Annotated in this window: 16 protein-coding genes and 1 pseudogene; 8 read left to right on the forward strand and 9 right to left on the reverse strand. The window is 45.0% G+C overall.

All coding sequences use genetic code 11. The features are described 5' to 3' along the window. Window positions 1-92 precede the first annotated feature (92 nt). Window positions 93-524 carry a hypothetical protein gene (locus QZW82_RS26030; RefSeq protein WP_293155066.1) on the forward strand — a complete coding sequence of 144 codons (432 nt, stop codon included), beginning with the start codon at window positions 93-95 and terminating at the stop codon, window positions 522-524. Here the strand turns inward: QZW82_RS26030 and QZW82_RS26035 are convergent. The 7 genes from QZW82_RS26035 to patD form a co-directional block, all read right to left on the reverse strand. Continuing rightward, entirely contained in the window at window positions 502-708 is a 207-nt protein-coding gene (locus QZW82_RS26035) for a glycogen debranching protein (RefSeq protein WP_293155108.1), read from the reverse strand. The two genes, QZW82_RS26030 and QZW82_RS26035, sit on opposite strands and share 23 nt — an antisense overlap. Window positions 709-775: 67 nt before the next feature. Continuing rightward, window positions 776-1,261, reverse strand: a complete 486-nt coding sequence (locus QZW82_RS26040; RefSeq protein WP_293155069.1) for a GNAT family N-acetyltransferase — start codon at window positions 1,259-1,261, stop codon at window positions 776-778. A gap of 47 nt (window positions 1,262-1,308) precedes the next feature. Beyond that, window positions 1,309-1,533 carry a hypothetical protein gene (locus QZW82_RS26045; RefSeq protein WP_293155071.1) on the reverse strand — a complete coding sequence of 75 codons (225 nt, stop codon included), beginning with the start codon at window positions 1,531-1,533 and terminating at the stop codon, window positions 1,309-1,311. Between the two features lie 473 nt (window positions 1,534-2,006). Then, entirely contained in the window at window positions 2,007-3,080 is a 1,074-nt protein-coding gene (locus QZW82_RS26050; RefSeq protein WP_293155073.1) for an RNA polymerase sigma factor, RpoD/SigA family, read from the reverse strand. A gap of 125 nt (window positions 3,081-3,205) precedes the next feature. Beyond that, window positions 3,206-4,924: an ABC transporter ATP-binding protein gene (locus QZW82_RS26055; RefSeq protein WP_293155076.1), complete on the reverse strand. Its 1,719-nt coding sequence runs from the start codon at window positions 4,922-4,924 to the stop codon at window positions 3,206-3,208. A 434-nt stretch (window positions 4,925-5,358) separates the two neighbouring features. Then, on the reverse strand, window positions 5,359-5,943 hold the full coding sequence (locus QZW82_RS26060) for a zf-TFIIB domain-containing protein (protein ID WP_293155079.1): 585 nt from the start codon (window positions 5,941-5,943) through the stop codon (window positions 5,359-5,361). A gap of 45 nt (window positions 5,944-5,988) precedes the next feature. Further along, window positions 5,989-6,387 carry a heterocyst frequency control protein PatD gene (gene patD, locus QZW82_RS26065; RefSeq protein ID WP_293155082.1) on the reverse strand — a complete coding sequence of 133 codons (399 nt, stop codon included), beginning with the start codon at window positions 6,385-6,387 and terminating at the stop codon, window positions 5,989-5,991. 60 nt (window positions 6,388-6,447) lie between these two features. On the opposite strand from patD, the gene QZW82_RS26070 reads away from it, so the two are divergent. Both QZW82_RS26070 and QZW82_RS26075 read left to right on the forward strand, forming a co-directional pair. Then, window positions 6,448-6,651 (forward strand): hypothetical protein, encoded by a 204-nt coding sequence (locus tag QZW82_RS26070; protein WP_293155085.1) that lies wholly within the window; start codon window positions 6,448-6,450, stop codon window positions 6,649-6,651. A 529-nt stretch (window positions 6,652-7,180) separates the two neighbouring features. Further along, a complete protein-coding gene (locus tag QZW82_RS26075) occupies window positions 7,181-9,454 on the forward strand; it encodes a bifunctional (p)ppGpp synthetase/guanosine-3',5'-bis(diphosphate) 3'-pyrophosphohydrolase (protein WP_293155088.1) in 2,274 nt (757 codons plus the stop codon). 294 nt (window positions 9,455-9,748) lie between these two features. On the opposite strand, the gene QZW82_RS26080 is transcribed toward QZW82_RS26075, so the two are convergent. Further along, window positions 9,749-10,669: a glycine betaine ABC transporter substrate-binding protein gene (locus tag QZW82_RS26080; RefSeq protein WP_293155091.1), complete on the reverse strand. Its 921-nt coding sequence runs from the start codon at window positions 10,667-10,669 to the stop codon at window positions 9,749-9,751. Between the two features lie 40 nt (window positions 10,670-10,709). Here QZW82_RS26080 and QZW82_RS26085 point away from each other — a divergent pair, with 40 nt between their 5' ends. The 3 genes from QZW82_RS26085 (at window position 10,710) to QZW82_RS26095 (ending at window position 12,917) form a co-directional block, all read left to right on the forward strand. Further along, complete coding sequence (locus tag QZW82_RS26085) at window positions 10,710-12,077, forward strand: aldehyde dehydrogenase (protein ID WP_293155095.1); 1,368 nt, start codon at window positions 10,710-10,712, stop codon at window positions 12,075-12,077. Between the two features lie 133 nt (window positions 12,078-12,210). Beyond that, window positions 12,211-12,531 carry a nucleotidyltransferase domain-containing protein gene (locus QZW82_RS26090; RefSeq protein WP_293155098.1) on the forward strand — a complete coding sequence of 107 codons (321 nt, stop codon included), beginning with the start codon at window positions 12,211-12,213 and terminating at the stop codon, window positions 12,529-12,531. Beyond that, the gene (locus QZW82_RS26095) at window positions 12,528-12,917 is read left to right on the forward strand and encodes a HEPN domain-containing protein (RefSeq protein WP_293155100.1); all 390 of its coding nucleotides are present in this window, start codon (window positions 12,528-12,530) and stop codon (window positions 12,915-12,917) included. Before QZW82_RS26090 ends, QZW82_RS26095 begins: the two co-directional genes overlap by 4 nt. A gap of 154 nt (window positions 12,918-13,071) precedes the next feature. Here the strand turns inward: QZW82_RS26095 and QZW82_RS26100 are convergent, their stop codons facing one another. Continuing rightward, window positions 13,072-15,870, reverse strand: coding sequence for a tetratricopeptide repeat protein (locus QZW82_RS26100; protein WP_293155102.1), 2,799 nt, complete (start codon window positions 15,868-15,870; stop codon window positions 13,072-13,074). A 160-nt stretch (window positions 15,871-16,030) separates the two neighbouring features. On the opposite strand from QZW82_RS26100, the gene QZW82_RS26105 reads away from it, so the two are divergent. Both QZW82_RS26105 and QZW82_RS26110 read left to right on the forward strand, forming a co-directional pair. Beyond that, entirely contained in the window at window positions 16,031-16,300 is a 270-nt protein-coding gene (locus QZW82_RS26105; RefSeq protein WP_293155105.1) for a hypothetical protein, read from the forward strand. 70 nt (window positions 16,301-16,370) lie between these two features. Beyond that, window positions 16,371-16,458, forward strand: a pseudogene (locus QZW82_RS26110) (IS1 family transposase); the annotation flags it as partial.

Below are 16,458 nucleotides of genomic sequence, written 5' to 3' on the forward strand. Positions count from 1 at the left end.
AGTAAAGCTAAAAATCCTTGTAGAATTTACTTTTTTTTTACCAACTGGTATTCAAATAGTCTTGTTTTTTTTCAGCTAATGTGCAGGGCGATATGGGCGATCGTATTGAACCGCCATATATTATCTCATCTACTACGGTTTTTTTTGAATTATTTAACCACAGAGAACGCAGAGAACACAGAGAAGGAGAAGAGAGAGGAATAAGTAATAATGTGCAGGGCGATATGGGCGATCGTATTGAACCGCCATATTATATTATCTCATCTACTACGGTTTTTTTTGAATTATTTAACCACAGAGAACGCAGAGAACACAGAGAAGGAGAAGAGAGAGGAATAAGTAATAATGTGCAGGGCGATATGGGCGATCGCATTGAACCGCCATATTATATTATCTCATCTACTACGGTTTTTTTTGAATTATTTAACCACAGAGAACGCAGAGAACACAGAGAAAGAGAAGAGAGAGGAATAAGTAATTCCGATGTAAACGGATTTGATATTAATTCAATTTCAAAGCGTTAACAGGTACGTCATCCCAAGCACTAACAGTCCGCAATGTAGCAACCCAGCCCTGTTCTTTTTGTTCTGCACTCAAATTCTGCTTGAAAGATTCGTGGCATTCCTTAGCTTGAGTATCATCGACACAAGCAATGCAAGCATAAAGAATACCAGACGGATCGATTTGCTCGTTTACCCAAATAATCATCATCTCTTCTCCCTATTGAACTCAACTATTATCTAAATTTTCCTATATTTTTGGCAACGATCTACAATCACTTCGAGGCCAAACTCGCCAAAGACTCCCCCGCCACCCGGCAAATCCGCCAGTCGGGCATTACATCAGCACCGATACCCTTGTAAAATCCGATCGCCAATTCATTCCAATCAAGCACACTCCACTCCAAACGCCCGCAGCCCCTTTCCACCGTCAACCGCGCCAAATAAACAATCAAAGACTTGCCAATTCCCCGCCCCCGAAACTCAGGAAGCACAAACAAATCCTCCAAATAAATCCCCGGCTGAGTCAAAAAAGTAGAATAATTGTAAAAAAATAGCGCCCAGCCTACAATCCGACCTTCGCATTCTGCTAGAATCGCTTCAGCAAAAGGGCGATCGGCAAACAAATGATTTTCCAAATCAACCGCATTACCTGTTACCGCATGAGATAACTTTTCGTACTCAGCTAAAGCCTTAATCAAATCAAACAGCACCGGCACATCAGCACGGGTAGCTGGACGCAAAATCACCTCATCAGACATAAATCAATCAGTAGTAAGCGACAATCAACAATTAAATATAACAGAAGTCAGTAGTCAGTTGACAGTTGACAGTTGACAGTTGACAGTTTTCTGTTGTCATTATTTGTAGGTGCGTCGCCACTGACAGTTGACAGTTGACAGTTGACAGTTGACAGTTGACAGTTGTCATTATTTGTAGGTGCGTCGCCACTGACAGTTGACAGTTGACAGTTGACAGTTGACAGTTGACAGTTGTCATTATTTGTAGGTGCGTCGCCATTAAAAATCCCCAAAATGTCTTGACAATCTCATAGCGACGCACCTAAAGTTTTCAATAACCTGTCATTATTTGTAGGGTGAGTCGCCATTCAAAATCCCCCAAATATAGCCTTTCTCAAAGAGATGAGGTAAGACTGACAGCTTACATAACCACTAAATTAAGAGGGCTCGCATCCCAACAACGTACCTCACTTTTTTGATAACCGCTATATCTTGACAATCTCATAGCGACGCACCTGGTTTTTTCAATAATCAGTCATTATATCGTTTCTGATTGCATGGAAATGATTTAACCGCAGAGAACACAGAGGACACAGAGGGGAGAGAATAGAGAGCTAAATAGACCATGCTACCGGATTTGATATTATTTGTAGATTGTCAAGCAGTCCCTGGTCAACTGAACTTGAATATGCAAATTTAGGGTGGGGAGAAGCCCACCCTAAATAATTTTAATAATTTTCAAAATGCCAACTCAATGTTTTGAAGCTTATTTCAACCAGCCCTTCAACCGTTCCGTCACTTGAGGGCGCCGCAGCTTTCGCATTGCCTTATTTTGAATTTGACGGACTCGTTCGCGGGACAGATTGAACAAACTACTGACTTCTTCTAAAGTGTAAGGTTCGCCAGTTATCAAACCGTAACGCATAGCAACAATCTCTTTTTCCCGCTCAGTCAAAATATTATCCAACACCTCCAAAATATCTTGGCGCATCATCATCTCATTCATCTGAGCTTCGGGAGATTGCGTTGCGTTATCTTCAATAACATCCAAAAGTTCCGAACTTTCTTCCGTGCCGATGCGGTGGTTGAGAGATAAAGATTGGCGGCGCACTTGCTGGAGGTAACGAAGCTGTTCGGAAGTAACTTCCATTTCCTTAGCAAGTTCAAGTTCAGTGGGATTGCGTTGAAGAGAACGCCTTAAATCCCGATAAACTTTTTTAAGTTTATTTAACTGTTCGACAATGTGAACCGGCAACCTAATTGTTCGCCCTTGATTGGCAATTGTGCGGGTAATTCCTTGGCGAATCCACCAATAGGCATAGGTAGAAAATTTATAACCCTTCTCTGGATCGAACTTTTCGGCGGCTCGGTTCAAACCCAAAGCTCCTTCCTGAATTAAATCAAGAAAAGGCACGCCCCGGTTGAGATAGCGTTTGGCAATCGAAACCACCAAGCGCAAATTAGAGCTGATCATTTTTCGTTTCGCCGACTGACACTGGTAGCGGATCTGTTGCAGTTGAGTTTCGCTCACTCCCAAAGCAGCGGCGAGTTCAACTTTTGTGGGCACTCTGTTCAATTCCTGCTTTAAACGCTCTTCTAGTTCCTGAAGGGCTACCAATTCTTGAACGCGACGCGCTAACTCTACCTCTTCGGTGGCAGTCAGTAGGGGATAGCGAGCCATTTCTTTGAACAAAGCTCCCACGGGATCGTCGGCAGACCAACTGTTGTATGCTGACGATCTACTTACCGTCGGACGATCGATCTCGGTGTCCTCATCCTCTGCGATTTCGAGTGAGGCTTCGGATGCCACCGCAAAACTGCCTAAGTCAGATTTTGCCATATTTGCTTGGTGTCCGTGGGATGATTTGAAAAGTATCCCTTCACTGTAACGAATTTAATCAGAAATTTCCGAAATCCATCTAGAAGTTCGTGACTGATATCTGATTGCGCTAATTTTATACATTTTTATTGAGTTCGAGCCAGTAAAGGAGCAGCCTGCAATAACTCCTGAGTATAAGGGTGCTGCGGATTAGTAAAAATATCCCTAGTTTTCCCGATTTCCACAATTTTTCCCGAATTCATTACCGCAATGCGATCGCAAAAAAACCTCGCCACCCACAAATCGTGCGTAATAAACAGATAAGTCAAATTAAATTCCTGCTTCAACTCCAGCATCAGCTCTAATACCTGAGTCTGTATGCTAGCATCCAGCATACTCACCGGTTCGTCGCAAATAATCAGTTGCGGCCGAGTAATCAAAGCTCGGGCGATGGAAACCCGCTGCTGTTGTCCCCCCGACAGTTCCCCCGGATAACGGCGAAAGAAATCCTCCCCAGGAGTTAAACCCACTCGCTCTAACATTTGGATGACTTGTTTTTTAGCTTCCTCTGCCTTAGCTAATTTGTGAATCAACAAAGGATCGGCAATACTTTGCCCGACTGTCATCATCGGATTCAAGCAAGCGTGGGGATCTTGAAATACCATTTGCATTTGGCGGCGGTGTTTCCTGACAGCATCACGGCTCAGGGCAGTAATATCTATTCCTTCAAATTCAACTTTGCCACCTGTCGGGGGAATCAGCCGCAAAATTGTGCGCGATAACGTACTTTTTCCGCAGCCGGACTCCCCTACAAGCCCGAGGATTTCCCCGCGTTCTAGCTGCAAACTAACGCCGTCTACGGCTTTAATTACCTGGCGGTTCCTGGAAAATAATTGGTCTAATAAATTACTTTCTAAACTGTAGTGCTGCTGCAAATTCGTCACAGTCAACAGAGGCGAATTTGTTAAGTTTGTAGTGAGGACTTCAGTCCTTCTTTCCGGCGAATTTGTTAAGTTTGTAGTGAGGACTTCAGTCCTTCTTTCCTCCGATGTTAACCCTTTACCCGAATCAGCTTGAATGTGCAAAGCTGCTTTCAGGAGCGATCGAGTATATTCGTGTTGTGGGCGTTCAAAAACATCCAGCACGGGCCCAGTTTCCACGACTTTGCCGCCGTACATCACCGCAATGCGATCGCAATACTCAGCCACCATCGCCAAATCGTGAGAAATCAGCAAAATCGCCGTTCCCCTTGAAGCACAAAGTCGGGTTAATTCCTGCAAAATCTGAGCAGCGACAGTTACATCCAAACTCGTCGTCGGTTCATCCGCCACAATTAACTTCGGATCGAGCAAAAGAGCCAAAGCAATTGCCACTCTTTGGCGCATTCCACCGCTAAATTCGTGGGGAAATTGCGACCAGCGAGACGCCGGAATTTTCACAGCATCCAAAATCTCGATCGCCCGTTTCTTAGCTTCCTTGCGATTCAAATTCGGTCTGTGAGCCTGCAAAGTCTCGATGCAGTGTTCCCCAACAGTCATCAAAGGATCGAGACGAGTCATCGGATCTTGAAAAATTAACGCCACAGCTTCGCCCCGAAACCGTCTCAGCCGGGAAGCATTCATGTCAAACACCGACTCTCCCCCAAAACCAACCCGCCCCTCAACCAAAGTCGAATCCGGCAACAACCGCATCGCCGCCCTTCCCAAAGTTGACTTACCGCACCCAGACTCCCCAACTAATCCCAGTTTTTCCCCCGGTTCCAGCGTCAGGGAAACCCCATCAACGGCCCAACCGGATTGGCCCCGCCGCTGAGGATAAGCTACTCGCAGATTTTCAACGGAAAATAGAGAAGAGTCATTAGTCATTAGTCTTTAGTCCTTAGTTATTAGTTATTAGTTATTGGTTATTGGTTATTGGTTATTGGTCGTATCATGTCCAGTCATATAATCTTCAATCGTTAATCGTTTGTAGTGAGAACATGGAGTCATCGATCGGGGGTAACGGGAGAAGTTTTATCCTTACTACCAATTCACTTGTTAGTTGTTACTTGTTAGTTGTTACTTGTTAGGGAAGCATCTCAATTTTGCAAAAAAGCAATTTCTTTACAGTGCTGTCCCCGCTCGCGAGTGTTGGATAGATCGCGAGCGGGGACAGCACTGTAAAATCAAAACTGAGATGCTCCCGTTGTTAGTTATTAGTCACTATCTACTAATGACTAATGGCAACTGCCAACTGCCAACTGCCAACTGACCAATGACCACTGCCAACTGTCAACTGTCAACTGTCAACTGCCAACTGACTAAATTTCCCTTCGCTTCAACTCAGCTCTCCGCAATATGTAAGTAGCCGCACAATCAGCGTGGGGATGGTCTGCTAAAACTTCCGCTAGTTCCAATACATATCCGGCGATATCCGGGCCGAGTTTCTCAGTCAGCACCTGGCGTTCCCGAGCAGCGAGTTCTTGCACGCGGGCCTTAGCTTGCCAATTGGGAGAAAACATCTTGTCAATCTCGGTGTGGAATCCCAGACTTTCGAGAATATCCCACTCGCCGTTATCGCACCAAATTCCCCCGCATAGCATACAGCGCTCTATGTAAAACGGCACTCTGCTAAAGGGAACCTTTGCCCGGGACAGATAGTGACCGTCTTCGGGACACAGGGCTGCTTTGCTGTCGTAGGGAGACGGCGTGAATTCTATGCCGAGAGTGCCTGTCGCCTCTGGCTTTTCGGATTTGTTGTACCACTGGCTGTGTTCTTTCTGCCAAGCTTCGTATTCTCTGCCTGGAATCCAGATACCGTAACAGTTGGGACACCACTGCACCGACATACTGCCGGCTAAGGTGCCACCGTCTAAGTTGGGATGTTTACATTTTGGACATTCCACCGCTTTATTTCTCCTTGCCTTATCTATTCCCTGTTAATTCAGTTATTAATTTTGCATCTGGACGGGCCCTGAAGCACCAGAATTTTTTTGCAGCACCGCACCGCAGTAGCCAATTAGCGTGTTAAGTCGCTCCGCAGTCGCAGTTTGCCTCGCGGATGCTGTCGCTGGCTGCTTTGCGGCTTGTAAAAACGTGACATCTGTCCCCAATAACCGCAGTTGCTTGTGAATTTCCGTCAAATATGACTGTTCTGGGGGGGGTTCTGAGGTGTCTAACTCAGCGCTGGGGACTCTCATAATTTGGTTTCCGAAAAATTGTTGCACTTTTTTGTATTCGATCGCCAGCGCTGCCCGATCGAGATTATCCTCTGCGACAGTTCTTTGTAGCTGTTCGAGTGCTTGCTGTAATTCTTCGTAGCAATGGCGGCGGTCTTCGGACAATATCATGATTTTGTGAACAAATTTGTCTTTATAATCAAAGTAGATTCTTGCTTAAGGTTGGCTCAGATGAAGGAAAGCCGTGCCTTTTTGCAGCAATTCCCTGTTTTTCGAGAAAATTTCATCACTGGGGGGCATCATCTCGATCGCTCTGGCTTTTGCTTTGAGTTCTCAACTGTCAACTGTCAACTGTCAAGCATCGCTCTGGCTTCTGCTTTGAGTTGTCAACTGTCAACTGTCAACTGTCAAGCATCGCTCTGGCTTCTGCTTTGAGTTGTCAACTGTCAACTGTCAAGCATCGCTCTGGCTTCTGCTTTAAGTTGTCAACTGTCAACTGTCAACTGTCAACTATCAAGCATCGCTCTGGCCTCTGCTTTGAGTTTAGCGTTGCCTGTAAATGTCGATCGCCCGCTCCACCAAAAACAGGTACAGTGTCCCAATGCTCGCTAGAGTGGATATCTTCAAATTTTAGACCCTAGTTCCAGATTCATCTGTCGAGTCAAATCTCAAATCTCAAATCTCAAATCTCAAATCGACTGACCTCCACTGCTACCGCCAAAATATCCCCATCTTACGCGATCGACAGAACGGAGTGGCGGCAGTGGAGTCACTATATTTTCCTACCTGCGAGGGGGGGCAGCTCGCAATTAGATAGGTATAGTTAACACAAAAATCGACTATTTTTTGGGATTGCAAATTGTGGCATTCAATTAGTTTAGTATAACTAAACACATAATTTCGGCAATTCAACCGAAAACTGGCATTTAACCATTTGTATTTCTAATTTTTAAAGGTGTACCCCATGAACGCAAACACTCTGACTCCCTCGAATGCGATCGATCCTTGCATAGTTCCCGATTGGCTGCAAGAATGTCTGAATGCTCGATCGCAACCTGACGAAGCCCCAAATCCCAATTGTACGACGGACAACGGCTTAATTTGTCGGGCTTTTGAATTTGCGCGCGACTTGCACGAAGGACAGTACCGCAAATCTGGAGAACCTTATATTTGCCATCCCGTAGCTGTAGCTGGAATACTGCGATATATGGGCGGAAACAGCGCCATGATTGCCGCTGGTTTCCTGCATGACATTGTGGAAGATACAGATATTACTCTCGAAGAAATAGAACAGCGGTTTGGGGCAGAAGTGCGACAGTTAGTCGAAGGCGTCACCAAGCTTTCTAAGTTTAATTTTTCCAGCAAAACAGAGCGCCTTGCCGAAAATTTCCGCCGAATGTTCCTAGCAATGGCTAAAGATATTCGCGTGATTGTCGTCAAACTCGCAGACAGGCTGCACAATATGAGGACTTTGGAGCATTTGTCCGAAGAAAAGCAGCGCAGCATTGCCCTAGAAACCCGAGATATTTTTGCTCCCCTGGCGAACCGTTTGGGTATCGGGCGCTTTAAGTGGGAATTGGAAGATTTAGCCTTTAAATACTTGGAACCGGAAGCTTACCGCGAAATTCAGGACTTGGTGGCAGTCAAGCGGGGCGATCGAGAAACCCAACTTGCAGAAGTCACAGATTGTTTGCGAGACAGGCTTGACAATCTAGGCATTAAATGCTACGAAGTCAGCGGCCGTCCCAAACATTTGTACGGGATTTATGGGAAGATGCAGCGCCGGCAAAAAGGCTTTAACCAAGTGTACGATATTGCTGCGGTGCGGATCATAGTAGAAACTAATGATGACTGTTATCGCGCATTGGCGATCGTCCACGATTCATTCCGCCCGATTCCCGGCCGTTTTAAAGACTATATCGGTTTACCAAAAGCCAACCGCTATCAATCTTTGCACACCGGAGTAATCGGCACCAGCGGCCGCCCCATCGAAGTCCAAATTCGCACCGTAGCAATGCACCACATTGCCGAATACGGCATAGCAGCCCACTGGAAATACAAAGAAACAGGCGGTTCCAACACAACAGTTACCGGCGACGACGAAAAATTTACCTGGCTGCGGCAACTGCTAGAATGGCAAACAGATCTCAAAGACGATCGCGAATATTTACAAAGCATTAAAGACAACTTATTCGACGAAGATATCTACGTTTTCACTCCTAACGGAGACGTAATTGCCCTCAACAGCGGATCGACACCCGTAGATTTTGCCTACCGCATTCACACAGAAATAGGCAATCGCTGCACCGGCGCCAGAGTCAACGGGCGGATGGTGACACTAGACAAGGTTTTAAAGAATGGTGATATTGTAGAAATCTTGAACCAAAAAAACGGCCATCCCAGCTCCGACTGGCTGAATTTTGTCAAGACAAACGGAGCAAAAAACCGAATTCGGCAGTGGTTAAAGCGATCGCACCGAGATGAAAATCTCGCTCGCGGGCGGGAATTACTGGAAAAAGAATTAGGCAAAAACGGCCTAGAATCCTTGCTCAAATCAGGGCCAATGCAATCAGTAGCTCAGCGGTGCAACTACCACAGCGTCGAAGATTTAATCGCTGGTTTGGGCTACGGCGAAGTCACGCTAAATCTCGTAGTAAATCGCCTGCGAGATTTAGTAAAAGTGCAGCAAAAAATAGAAGCTGCACCCGGAGGAACCCAGGAATCCCCCGTGCAAATACCTGCATCGACGACACCCAAACCCGTACCGAGTTCATCTCCGAGCAAATCGCCGATCGCAGGTGTAGAAGGATTGCTGTATCATTTAGCCGGCTGTTGCTGTCCGATTCCCGGCGAATCAATTATTGGAGTAGTGACTCGCATCCGAGGAATTTCGATTCACCGCCAAGGCTGTTCAAATGTTGAGAGTGTACCGGGTGATAGATTAGTTCCTGTGAGTTGGAATTCCACCAACCGCAATGAATCTCGCCCCAATACTTATCCGGTTAACATTCAAGTCGAAGCGCTCGATCGAGTGGGAGTTCTCAATGATGTATTATCGCATTTAAAAGACAACAAAGTGAACGTCCGCAGCGCTCAAGTCAAAACATATCCAGGATTGCCGGCATTAATTGACTTGTGCATGGATATCCAGGATAAAGAACAGTTCGAGCGGACTTGTATGCAGATTAAAAATATGAGCGATATTTTGAATTTGCGGAGGCTGAGTGAAGCTGAGTGAAGGAACTTAAGAAAGACGGCGGTTGAAACCGCGCCTATACAAACTTTCGTCCGCCTCCGCGGTGTAAAGAAGGTAACATAATTTCAACCGTTCGTTCTTCAACCTGCTCCCGTCACGTGAGTGCTTGTATAGACGCGAATTATATTCGCCCGGTCTCCTTCGAGACGCACCCGATTGTAGGTTTGTAGTGAGGACTTTAGTCCGCAAAAAGAAGGACTAAAGTCCTCACTACAAACCTATAGTTGATATTTTGCTCGACATGATATCCAACCATTTTTTGCATAATTCGTGCCTTTATTTCGCCGGAGTTGCAGGCTTGGACTCACCCAATTTTTGCTGCAAAAACTGCCGCGCTACTTGTGCGGCATCCTGCTGTTTCCCATCAACTTGATAGTTGAGTTGGCGCATATCTTCCTCGGAGATTTTGCCGCCCAACTCTGCGAGCACTGGACGCAATTCGGGATATTTTTCCAAAATTTGCGATCGCACAACCGGCACAGCTTCATAGGGCGGGAAATAGTTCTTATCATCTTTGAGCACTACCAAACCCAAACTTTGAATCAAACCATCGGTTGTGCCTCCAGCAATCACATCTACTTCTTTTTGTTGCAGTGCTTGATAAAGCAATCCTAACAGCAACTCCTTCGGTTCTTCCGCAAATTTAATCCCGTAAGTTTTAGCCAATCCGGGAAATCCATCTTCTCTATCTTTGAATTCCGGCCCGAAACCAGCGCGCAATTTTGGTGCAGCTTTACCCAATTGCGAGAGATTTTGCAAGTTAAGTTTTTTGGCATCGTCTCCCCGCACAATAATCGCAAAACCGTTATTAAATCCCAGGGGTTCAGTCCATTCGGCTTTAAACTGTTTGGGATATTCTTGTTTGAGGTAAGCGAGGACTTTTTTGGGGTCAGAAATCGGCTTTTGTTTGAGAATGTTGGTAAAACCTGTACCCGTATATTCGACGTACAAGTCGATTTTTCCTGCTGTTAGGGATTGATGGCAAAGCGAGCCTCCGAGGTTGAGTTCGCGTTCTACTTTAATATCTGTTTTGGCTTCGATGTGCTGTGCTAAAATTTCTGCAAGGATGACTTGTTCGCTAAAGTCTTTTGAGCAAATAACAACTTGTTTTTGAGAACTCGAATTGCAGCTTGTAACTGCGAACAAGCAAAGCAATGACAAGCAGGAATATAAAAGATGGCTTTTGGAAATTTTCATTTTTTTATTGTAACATTTATGTATAGATACAGGAGAAAATATGCTATTGAGTGTCAGCGATACGATCCGGGAGCAACGCCAATTTTTTGCTACTGGGAAAACTAAAGATGTGGATTTTCGGATTGAACAACTGAAGAAACTTAAAAGTGCGATCGAACTTAATCAATCACAAATCGTCGATGCTGTCAAGGCTGACTTGAATCGGCCAGAGTTTGAGGCATACTTTGAAATTGCTGCGATCGCAGAAGTCAATTATGCCATCAAAAACCTCAAATCCTGGGTAAAGCCGAAAAAAGTACCAACTTCGATCGACCAATTCCCCGCATCAGCCCGCATTTTCCCAGAACCTTTAGGCGTAGTTTTAATCATCGGGCCTTGGAACTATCCATTCCAGTTAATGATATCACCGTTAGTCGGGGCGATCGCCGCCGGTAACTGCGCCATCCTCAAACCCTCAGAAATCGCCTCCCACACCTCAACCGTCGTCGCCGACATGATTGGCAAAATCTTCGATCCCGCCTACATAGCAGCCGTCGAAGGAGGCGTGGAAGTCAGCCAACAATTGCTAGCCGAAAGATTTGACCACATCTTCTTTACAGGCGGTACAAAAATCGGCAGAATCGTGATGGAAGCCGCCGCCAAACACCTGACGCCAGTAACATTAGAATTAGGCGGCAAAAGTCCTTGCATTGTCGATTCAGATATTCAGATTGAACACACGGCAAAACGCATTGCTTGGGGCAAATTCATCAATGCCGGACAAACCTGCATTGCTCCAGATTACCTCTTGGTAGACAAGAAAGTCAAGCCGCAATTAATGGAAGCAATTAAAACATCAATTCAAGGATTTTACGGTGACAATCCACAAATCAGTCCCGACTATTCGCGGATTATCAATCAGCGGCAATTGGAGCGTTTGAGTGTGTTTCTCAAAGATGGAGAAATTGTGATTGGCGGGCAAACTGACCCAGAAAACAAGTATATTGCACCGACTGTTTTAGATAAAATCTCCTGGGATTCACCGGTGATGCAGGATGAGATTTTCGGGCCGATTTTGCCTGTTTTGGAGTATGAGGATTTCGGGGAGGCGATCGCCCAAATCAACGCGCGCCCCAAACCGTTAGCTTTGTATTTGTTCTCGAAGGATAAGGAGAAACAAGAACGAGTTTTGCGGGAAACTTCTTCGGGGGGAGTTTGTATTAATGATACCGTAATGCAGGTTGGTGTCACAACTTTACCGTTTGGGGGAGTTGGGGAAAGCGGCATCGGGAGTTATCACGGGAAAGCGAGTTTTGATACTTTTTCGCATTACAAGAGTGTGCTGCAAAAGTCATTCTGGCTGGAGTTGCAATGGCGGTATGCTCCCTATAAGGGCAAGTTGGATTTGATCAAAAAGGCGATCGGTTAAAATGATATAAACGGAGGACACGGCAGTGCCGTGTCCCTACAATTAATCGCGGTAGGGAAACGGCACTGCCGTCTCCTCTATATCGTTCCGGCGCAGCCGGAATTGATATTACACCTAAACATAGCGAATCTAAATGAACGATAATTTACCCGAAATTTTAGCAGAACTCCGCCACTACTTTCACGAAGTTTACGGCGAAAGACTCGTGCAGTTAATTCTCTACGGTTCCCAAGCTAGAGGAGATGCCAAACCAGATTCTGATATTGACATTTTAGTTGTGTTGAACGGGCAAGTTCATGCTGGCCTAGAAATCGCTCGCACCAGTGAATTTATTGCCGCTTTATGCTTAGATAAAACTGTAGTAATTTCTAGTGCTTTTGCTTCGACCATACGTTTTCAGCAAGAGAAAAGTCCTTTCTTTCTAAATGTTCGCAGAGAAGGAGTACCGATTTGATACCAGAACAAATTGCTCTTTTAACAAAAGCAGGTGAAAGCTTGCGGGCAGCTAGGTTATTAGTAGCTAATGCACTTCCTGACTTTGCAGCATCGCGCGCTTATTACACCATGTTTTATGTTGCCGAAGCTTTCTTGCTGGGTGAGGGTTTAAGTTTCTCCAGTCATGCTGCTGTGATTTCGGCATTTGGTAGAGATTTTGCTCGGACAGGCAGAGTTCCGGTGGAGTTTCACCGTTATTTAATTTCTGCTCAAAATTTGCGAAATCAGGGTGACTATGATATCGATTCGGCAATTACAGAAGATGAGGTTAATCAATTAATTGGTCATGCAGAACAATTTTTAGAATTAGCACAACGTCTGCTGGGAGATTTGCCAGATTCTTGATAGCGATTTCACGCGATAATCCTTCTGGAGACTCCGCGCGAGACTCAGAAGCCGGGTTTCTTCAGACAATCTCGTGAGGAGGCGTAAATTCTCATAGAAACCCGGTTTCTTGGACTAGGCGCGTGAGGCCTGGTGAAACCGGGTTTCTCCTTTTCTAATCAATGCTGTGCCATTCTTTCTCGATTCTCTCAACATCCTTGACCGCTCCCAATTGTTGAAATATTTGATGTGCTGTATCGTAATTTTGTTGAGCAACTTCTGTGTTGCCGCGCTTGCGGTGGAGTCGTGCTAAATCGTAGTTAGCTTCGGCAATTTCGTATGACATATTCAGTTCTTGCATTGTTGCAAAAGCTGCAATTAATAGCTGTTCTGCTTCTTCGAGATTTCCTTGAGTAACTTTATTCTTAGCAAGACAACCTTTTACAATAGCTATGCCAGCAGTATCACCCAATTCTTGTCTTATCTGTAAAGACTCCTGATAAAGTTGTTCAGCAGCATAAAAATCACTCCTAGCGTGTTTGATTTCTCCCCAAGCACACAAAGACATTGCCATACCTTCACGATCGCCTAATTCTTGTCGCAACTGAAAAGACTGTCGCTTGAACTGTTCTGCTTCATCCCATTTGCCACGATTTCGCTCGATATCTCCCAACACTCCCCAAGAAGTTGCTATCCCTTCGCGATCGCCCAATTCTGTCCTCAATGCCAAAGATTGCCGGTAAAGTCGCTCAGCTTCCTCCCAATTGCCGCGACATTGCTCGATATATCCCAACGATACCCAACAATATGCTATCCCTTCGCGATCGCCCAATTCTGTCCTCAATGCCAAAGCTTGCCGGTAAAGTCGCTCTGCTTCCTCCCAATTGCCACGATTTCGCTCGATATCTCCCAACATCCCTAATGAAGTAGCAATCCCGCTCTGATTATTATCATCTTCTTGTGCGATTGATAGCGCATCTTTAAAATATTTTTCTGCTAAATCCCAATTCCCAAAATTGCGATGAATTGCACCGATTTCCCTCAAACAATAAGACCGCCTATATCCTTCAACATAAGGTAAAATTTGCTCGTGCAATTCTTTTGATAAATTCCAGTATCCCCACCGATTTAAATATTCATTTGGAATTAAAGAATAAGCTTCTCCATAATTTCCCAACCTAAAGGCAAAATGTTGAGCTTCTAGAACTGATTGTAAATCTGCTAAAGTTTGAGGATTTTTCACATTTTTACCAGTGCAGTAAAACTTATAAATACTTTCCAACAGTTGTGGCAATTCCCGTTCATATTCCCCTTGCAAAAATTCCTCAATTACCCGGTGCAAATCGTAAAAATCCTCACATTTCTCCTCGTCATAGCGACACAGCACCAAACTCGCACCTACTAATCGCTCTAAAATTGCTGCTGTCTCCTCAATTTCTGCATCTGTCAACTCAGCAGGTTCTTCTAATATTGCTGCTACTTCAAAGCGGATATCTTTTTCATAATCATCCGTATACAGCCGCAAAAAAGTTAAACCCCTCACATCTATAGGCACTCGCAACACACACATCCGACACAACAAATCTCTTGCCGCTGCACTTTGCCTTACCATTTGTTCTCGCAAAATCAGTTCCATCTTCTTCGTTACCAATTCAGGATGCTTCCGCAAATATCCCGGTTTTCCCTTGCCAAGAGCCACCAATTGAGTTAATAAAAAAAGATGACCTTCAACCCGCCGAGATATCCACTGCAAATCAGCTAATTCATCGGTCAACTGTCGCTGCAAAATCTCCACAGTCGCCTTCTCATCCACACCTTGCAACACTTCAATATGCACCAATTCGGCATCCGGCGCTAAACCCGGATAGCGGGTATCAGCCAAATCTCCAGGCACTTCCCGGCTGGTCAAAATCATTTGCGATTGGTGCTGCTGATAAACCAAAGCATTCAACAACTTACCCCAATCCGGTGAAATAGTTCGATGTACCTGCGACGAATCCAAACAATCAGGATTTCCCGCCTCAACCGCCGGATGCAAAATATCTTCCAGGTTATCGAGTATCAACAGACAGCGAGTTTGTTGCAAACCCATCATAATTTTCGCAATCTTTTCTTCAGGCTTTTTTAACTCCACCGCCCCCGGAATTCCCAAACCTTCACTTAACAGAAACCCAGCCACATCATCAAAACTGGTTCCTTCCTGTACCTTGAAATACATCACGCATTCATAACCGCCCGCCAGCAAACTTTTCCCTGCTTGAGAAACAGAATGCTGCCAATTTATCCCCAATCCTTCCACAAGTTTGATTGCCAAACTCGTTTTGCCCATGCCGCCTTGCCCGACTATCGCCAATACTTTCGGGGGCGAACTTCCATCGGGCAGAATTTGTACTAATTTAGCAGTTAATTTTGCCACCAATTCATCGCGCCCTTTCCACACAGGCACCGATTGAGGTATCTCAGAAACAGCCACCCGGATTGATTTATCGGGAGGGGAATCTGCGGGCACATTATCCTTCTCAGTTTTGCCCTCACTATTTTGCCTGCTGTTATCTGGTGTACCGCCCCAAACTTTTGCCAACTCTTCTAAATTCTTTGCTTTGTCCTTTTGACTCCACAAATTTAGAGTAAAAATCCTATTTGAATTGCCCCGCCTTTTCGGCTTCGGGATGTGATTCTTCAGAATTTTCAGATTTTCGTCGAGATAATTATTAAGTACCTCACCGATATACATTCTAACTTGCTTGTCAGATGTTGTCTTATTTGGTTTGAAGGCATTTAAGGCATTTTTATCTTTCAGCAAGTGGCGCAGGGCTTCCAGGGTCGTCGTGACGTACAAGTCGGTAGTCTTACCTGTCCATTCGGCATGGAGATTAGAGATGTCATTTTTATTATTTAACTTATAATCTAGCAGCGCCTCCACCAAATCCTTGACTCGCTGCCAAGACTTATCGCCTTCTCCCAGATTGGGCATAGATTTTCAAAATAAGTTGCTAAAAAAGTTTCGGGATTCCCGATACCGAATGAGCGTCCCAAATATCCCTAATTCCTAGTATAGCAGAGTTGCAGCCATTCTTTGGCATTCGGGTATCCCGAAATTTGATACTCAATTTAGTTGAGTTTGGGAATGATTTATGGGATTGTCGAAACAGCATGGATGGATGATTGCAGAAGCGGTTGTGGGTACTGTAATCGGTGCTCTCAATTCTTCGGCGGGGCTAGTGCTGACTGTTGGTTTGGTGGGTTTTCACATCTGCTTTGACAAAAAAGAAGAGGAAGAGTTGCGCTGTCCTCTGGAGAGAGTTTTAAACACCGAGGAAGTTTCGAGGCTTCATTCTTGCAAGGGTTGTCCTTTTCGGGAAGGGGCGATTGATGTGCAAAAAGTTGAAGAAGAGCGTGAGTAATATCAAAATTATGTCATTGCGAGTGAAATATGGCGTTGCTGAGTTAGAGTATGAATAGGAGGAATAATTTATGCAATGCCCTGAATGTAAATCAACCCATATCCGTAAAAACGGCAAGAAGAAAGGAAAACAAAATCACATTTGTGTCCAATGCAGTC

The sequence above is a fragment of the Microcoleus sp. bin48.metabat.b7b8b9.023 genome, assembly GCF_013299185.1.
GTDB lineage: Bacteria > Cyanobacteriota > Cyanobacteriia > Cyanobacteriales > Microcoleaceae > Microcoleus.

Excerpts from the sequence above, each read along its gene's own strand:
- QZW82_RS26090 (WP_293155098.1), top strand. The coding sequence starts at position 12,211 with ATGAACGATAATTTACCCGAAATTTTAGCAGAACTCCGCCACTACTTT.
- QZW82_RS26050 (WP_293155073.1), bottom strand. The coding sequence starts at position 3,080 with ATGGCAAAATCTGACTTAGGCAGTTTTGCGGTGGCATCCGAAGCCTCA.
- QZW82_RS26030 (WP_293155066.1), top strand. The coding sequence starts at position 93 with ATGGGCGATCGTATTGAACCGCCATATATTATCTCATCTACTACGGTT.
- QZW82_RS26080 (WP_293155091.1), bottom strand. The coding sequence starts at position 10,669 with ATGAAAATTTCCAAAAGCCATCTTTTATATTCCTGCTTGTCATTGCTT.
- QZW82_RS26085 (WP_293155095.1), top strand. The coding sequence starts at position 10,710 with ATGCTATTGAGTGTCAGCGATACGATCCGGGAGCAACGCCAATTTTTT.
- QZW82_RS26070 (WP_293155085.1), top strand. The coding sequence starts at position 6,448 with ATGAAGGAAAGCCGTGCCTTTTTGCAGCAATTCCCTGTTTTTCGAGAA.
- QZW82_RS26105 (WP_293155105.1), top strand. The coding sequence starts at position 16,031 with ATGGGATTGTCGAAACAGCATGGATGGATGATTGCAGAAGCGGTTGTG.
- QZW82_RS26075 (WP_293155088.1), top strand. The coding sequence starts at position 7,181 with ATGAACGCAAACACTCTGACTCCCTCGAATGCGATCGATCCTTGCATA.
- QZW82_RS26100 (WP_293155102.1), bottom strand. The coding sequence starts at position 15,870 with ATGCCCAATCTGGGAGAAGGCGATAAGTCTTGGCAGCGAGTCAAGGAT.
- patD (WP_293155082.1), bottom strand. The coding sequence starts at position 6,387 with ATGATATTGTCCGAAGACCGCCGCCATTGCTACGAAGAATTACAGCAA.
- QZW82_RS26035 (WP_293155108.1), bottom strand. The coding sequence starts at position 708 with ATGATTATTTGGGTAAACGAGCAAATCGATCCGTCTGGTATTCTTTAT.
- QZW82_RS26055 (WP_293155076.1), bottom strand. The coding sequence starts at position 4,924 with ATGACTAATGACTCTTCTCTATTTTCCGTTGAAAATCTGCGAGTAGCT.
- QZW82_RS26040 (WP_293155069.1), bottom strand. The coding sequence starts at position 1,261 with ATGTCTGATGAGGTGATTTTGCGTCCAGCTACCCGTGCTGATGTGCCG.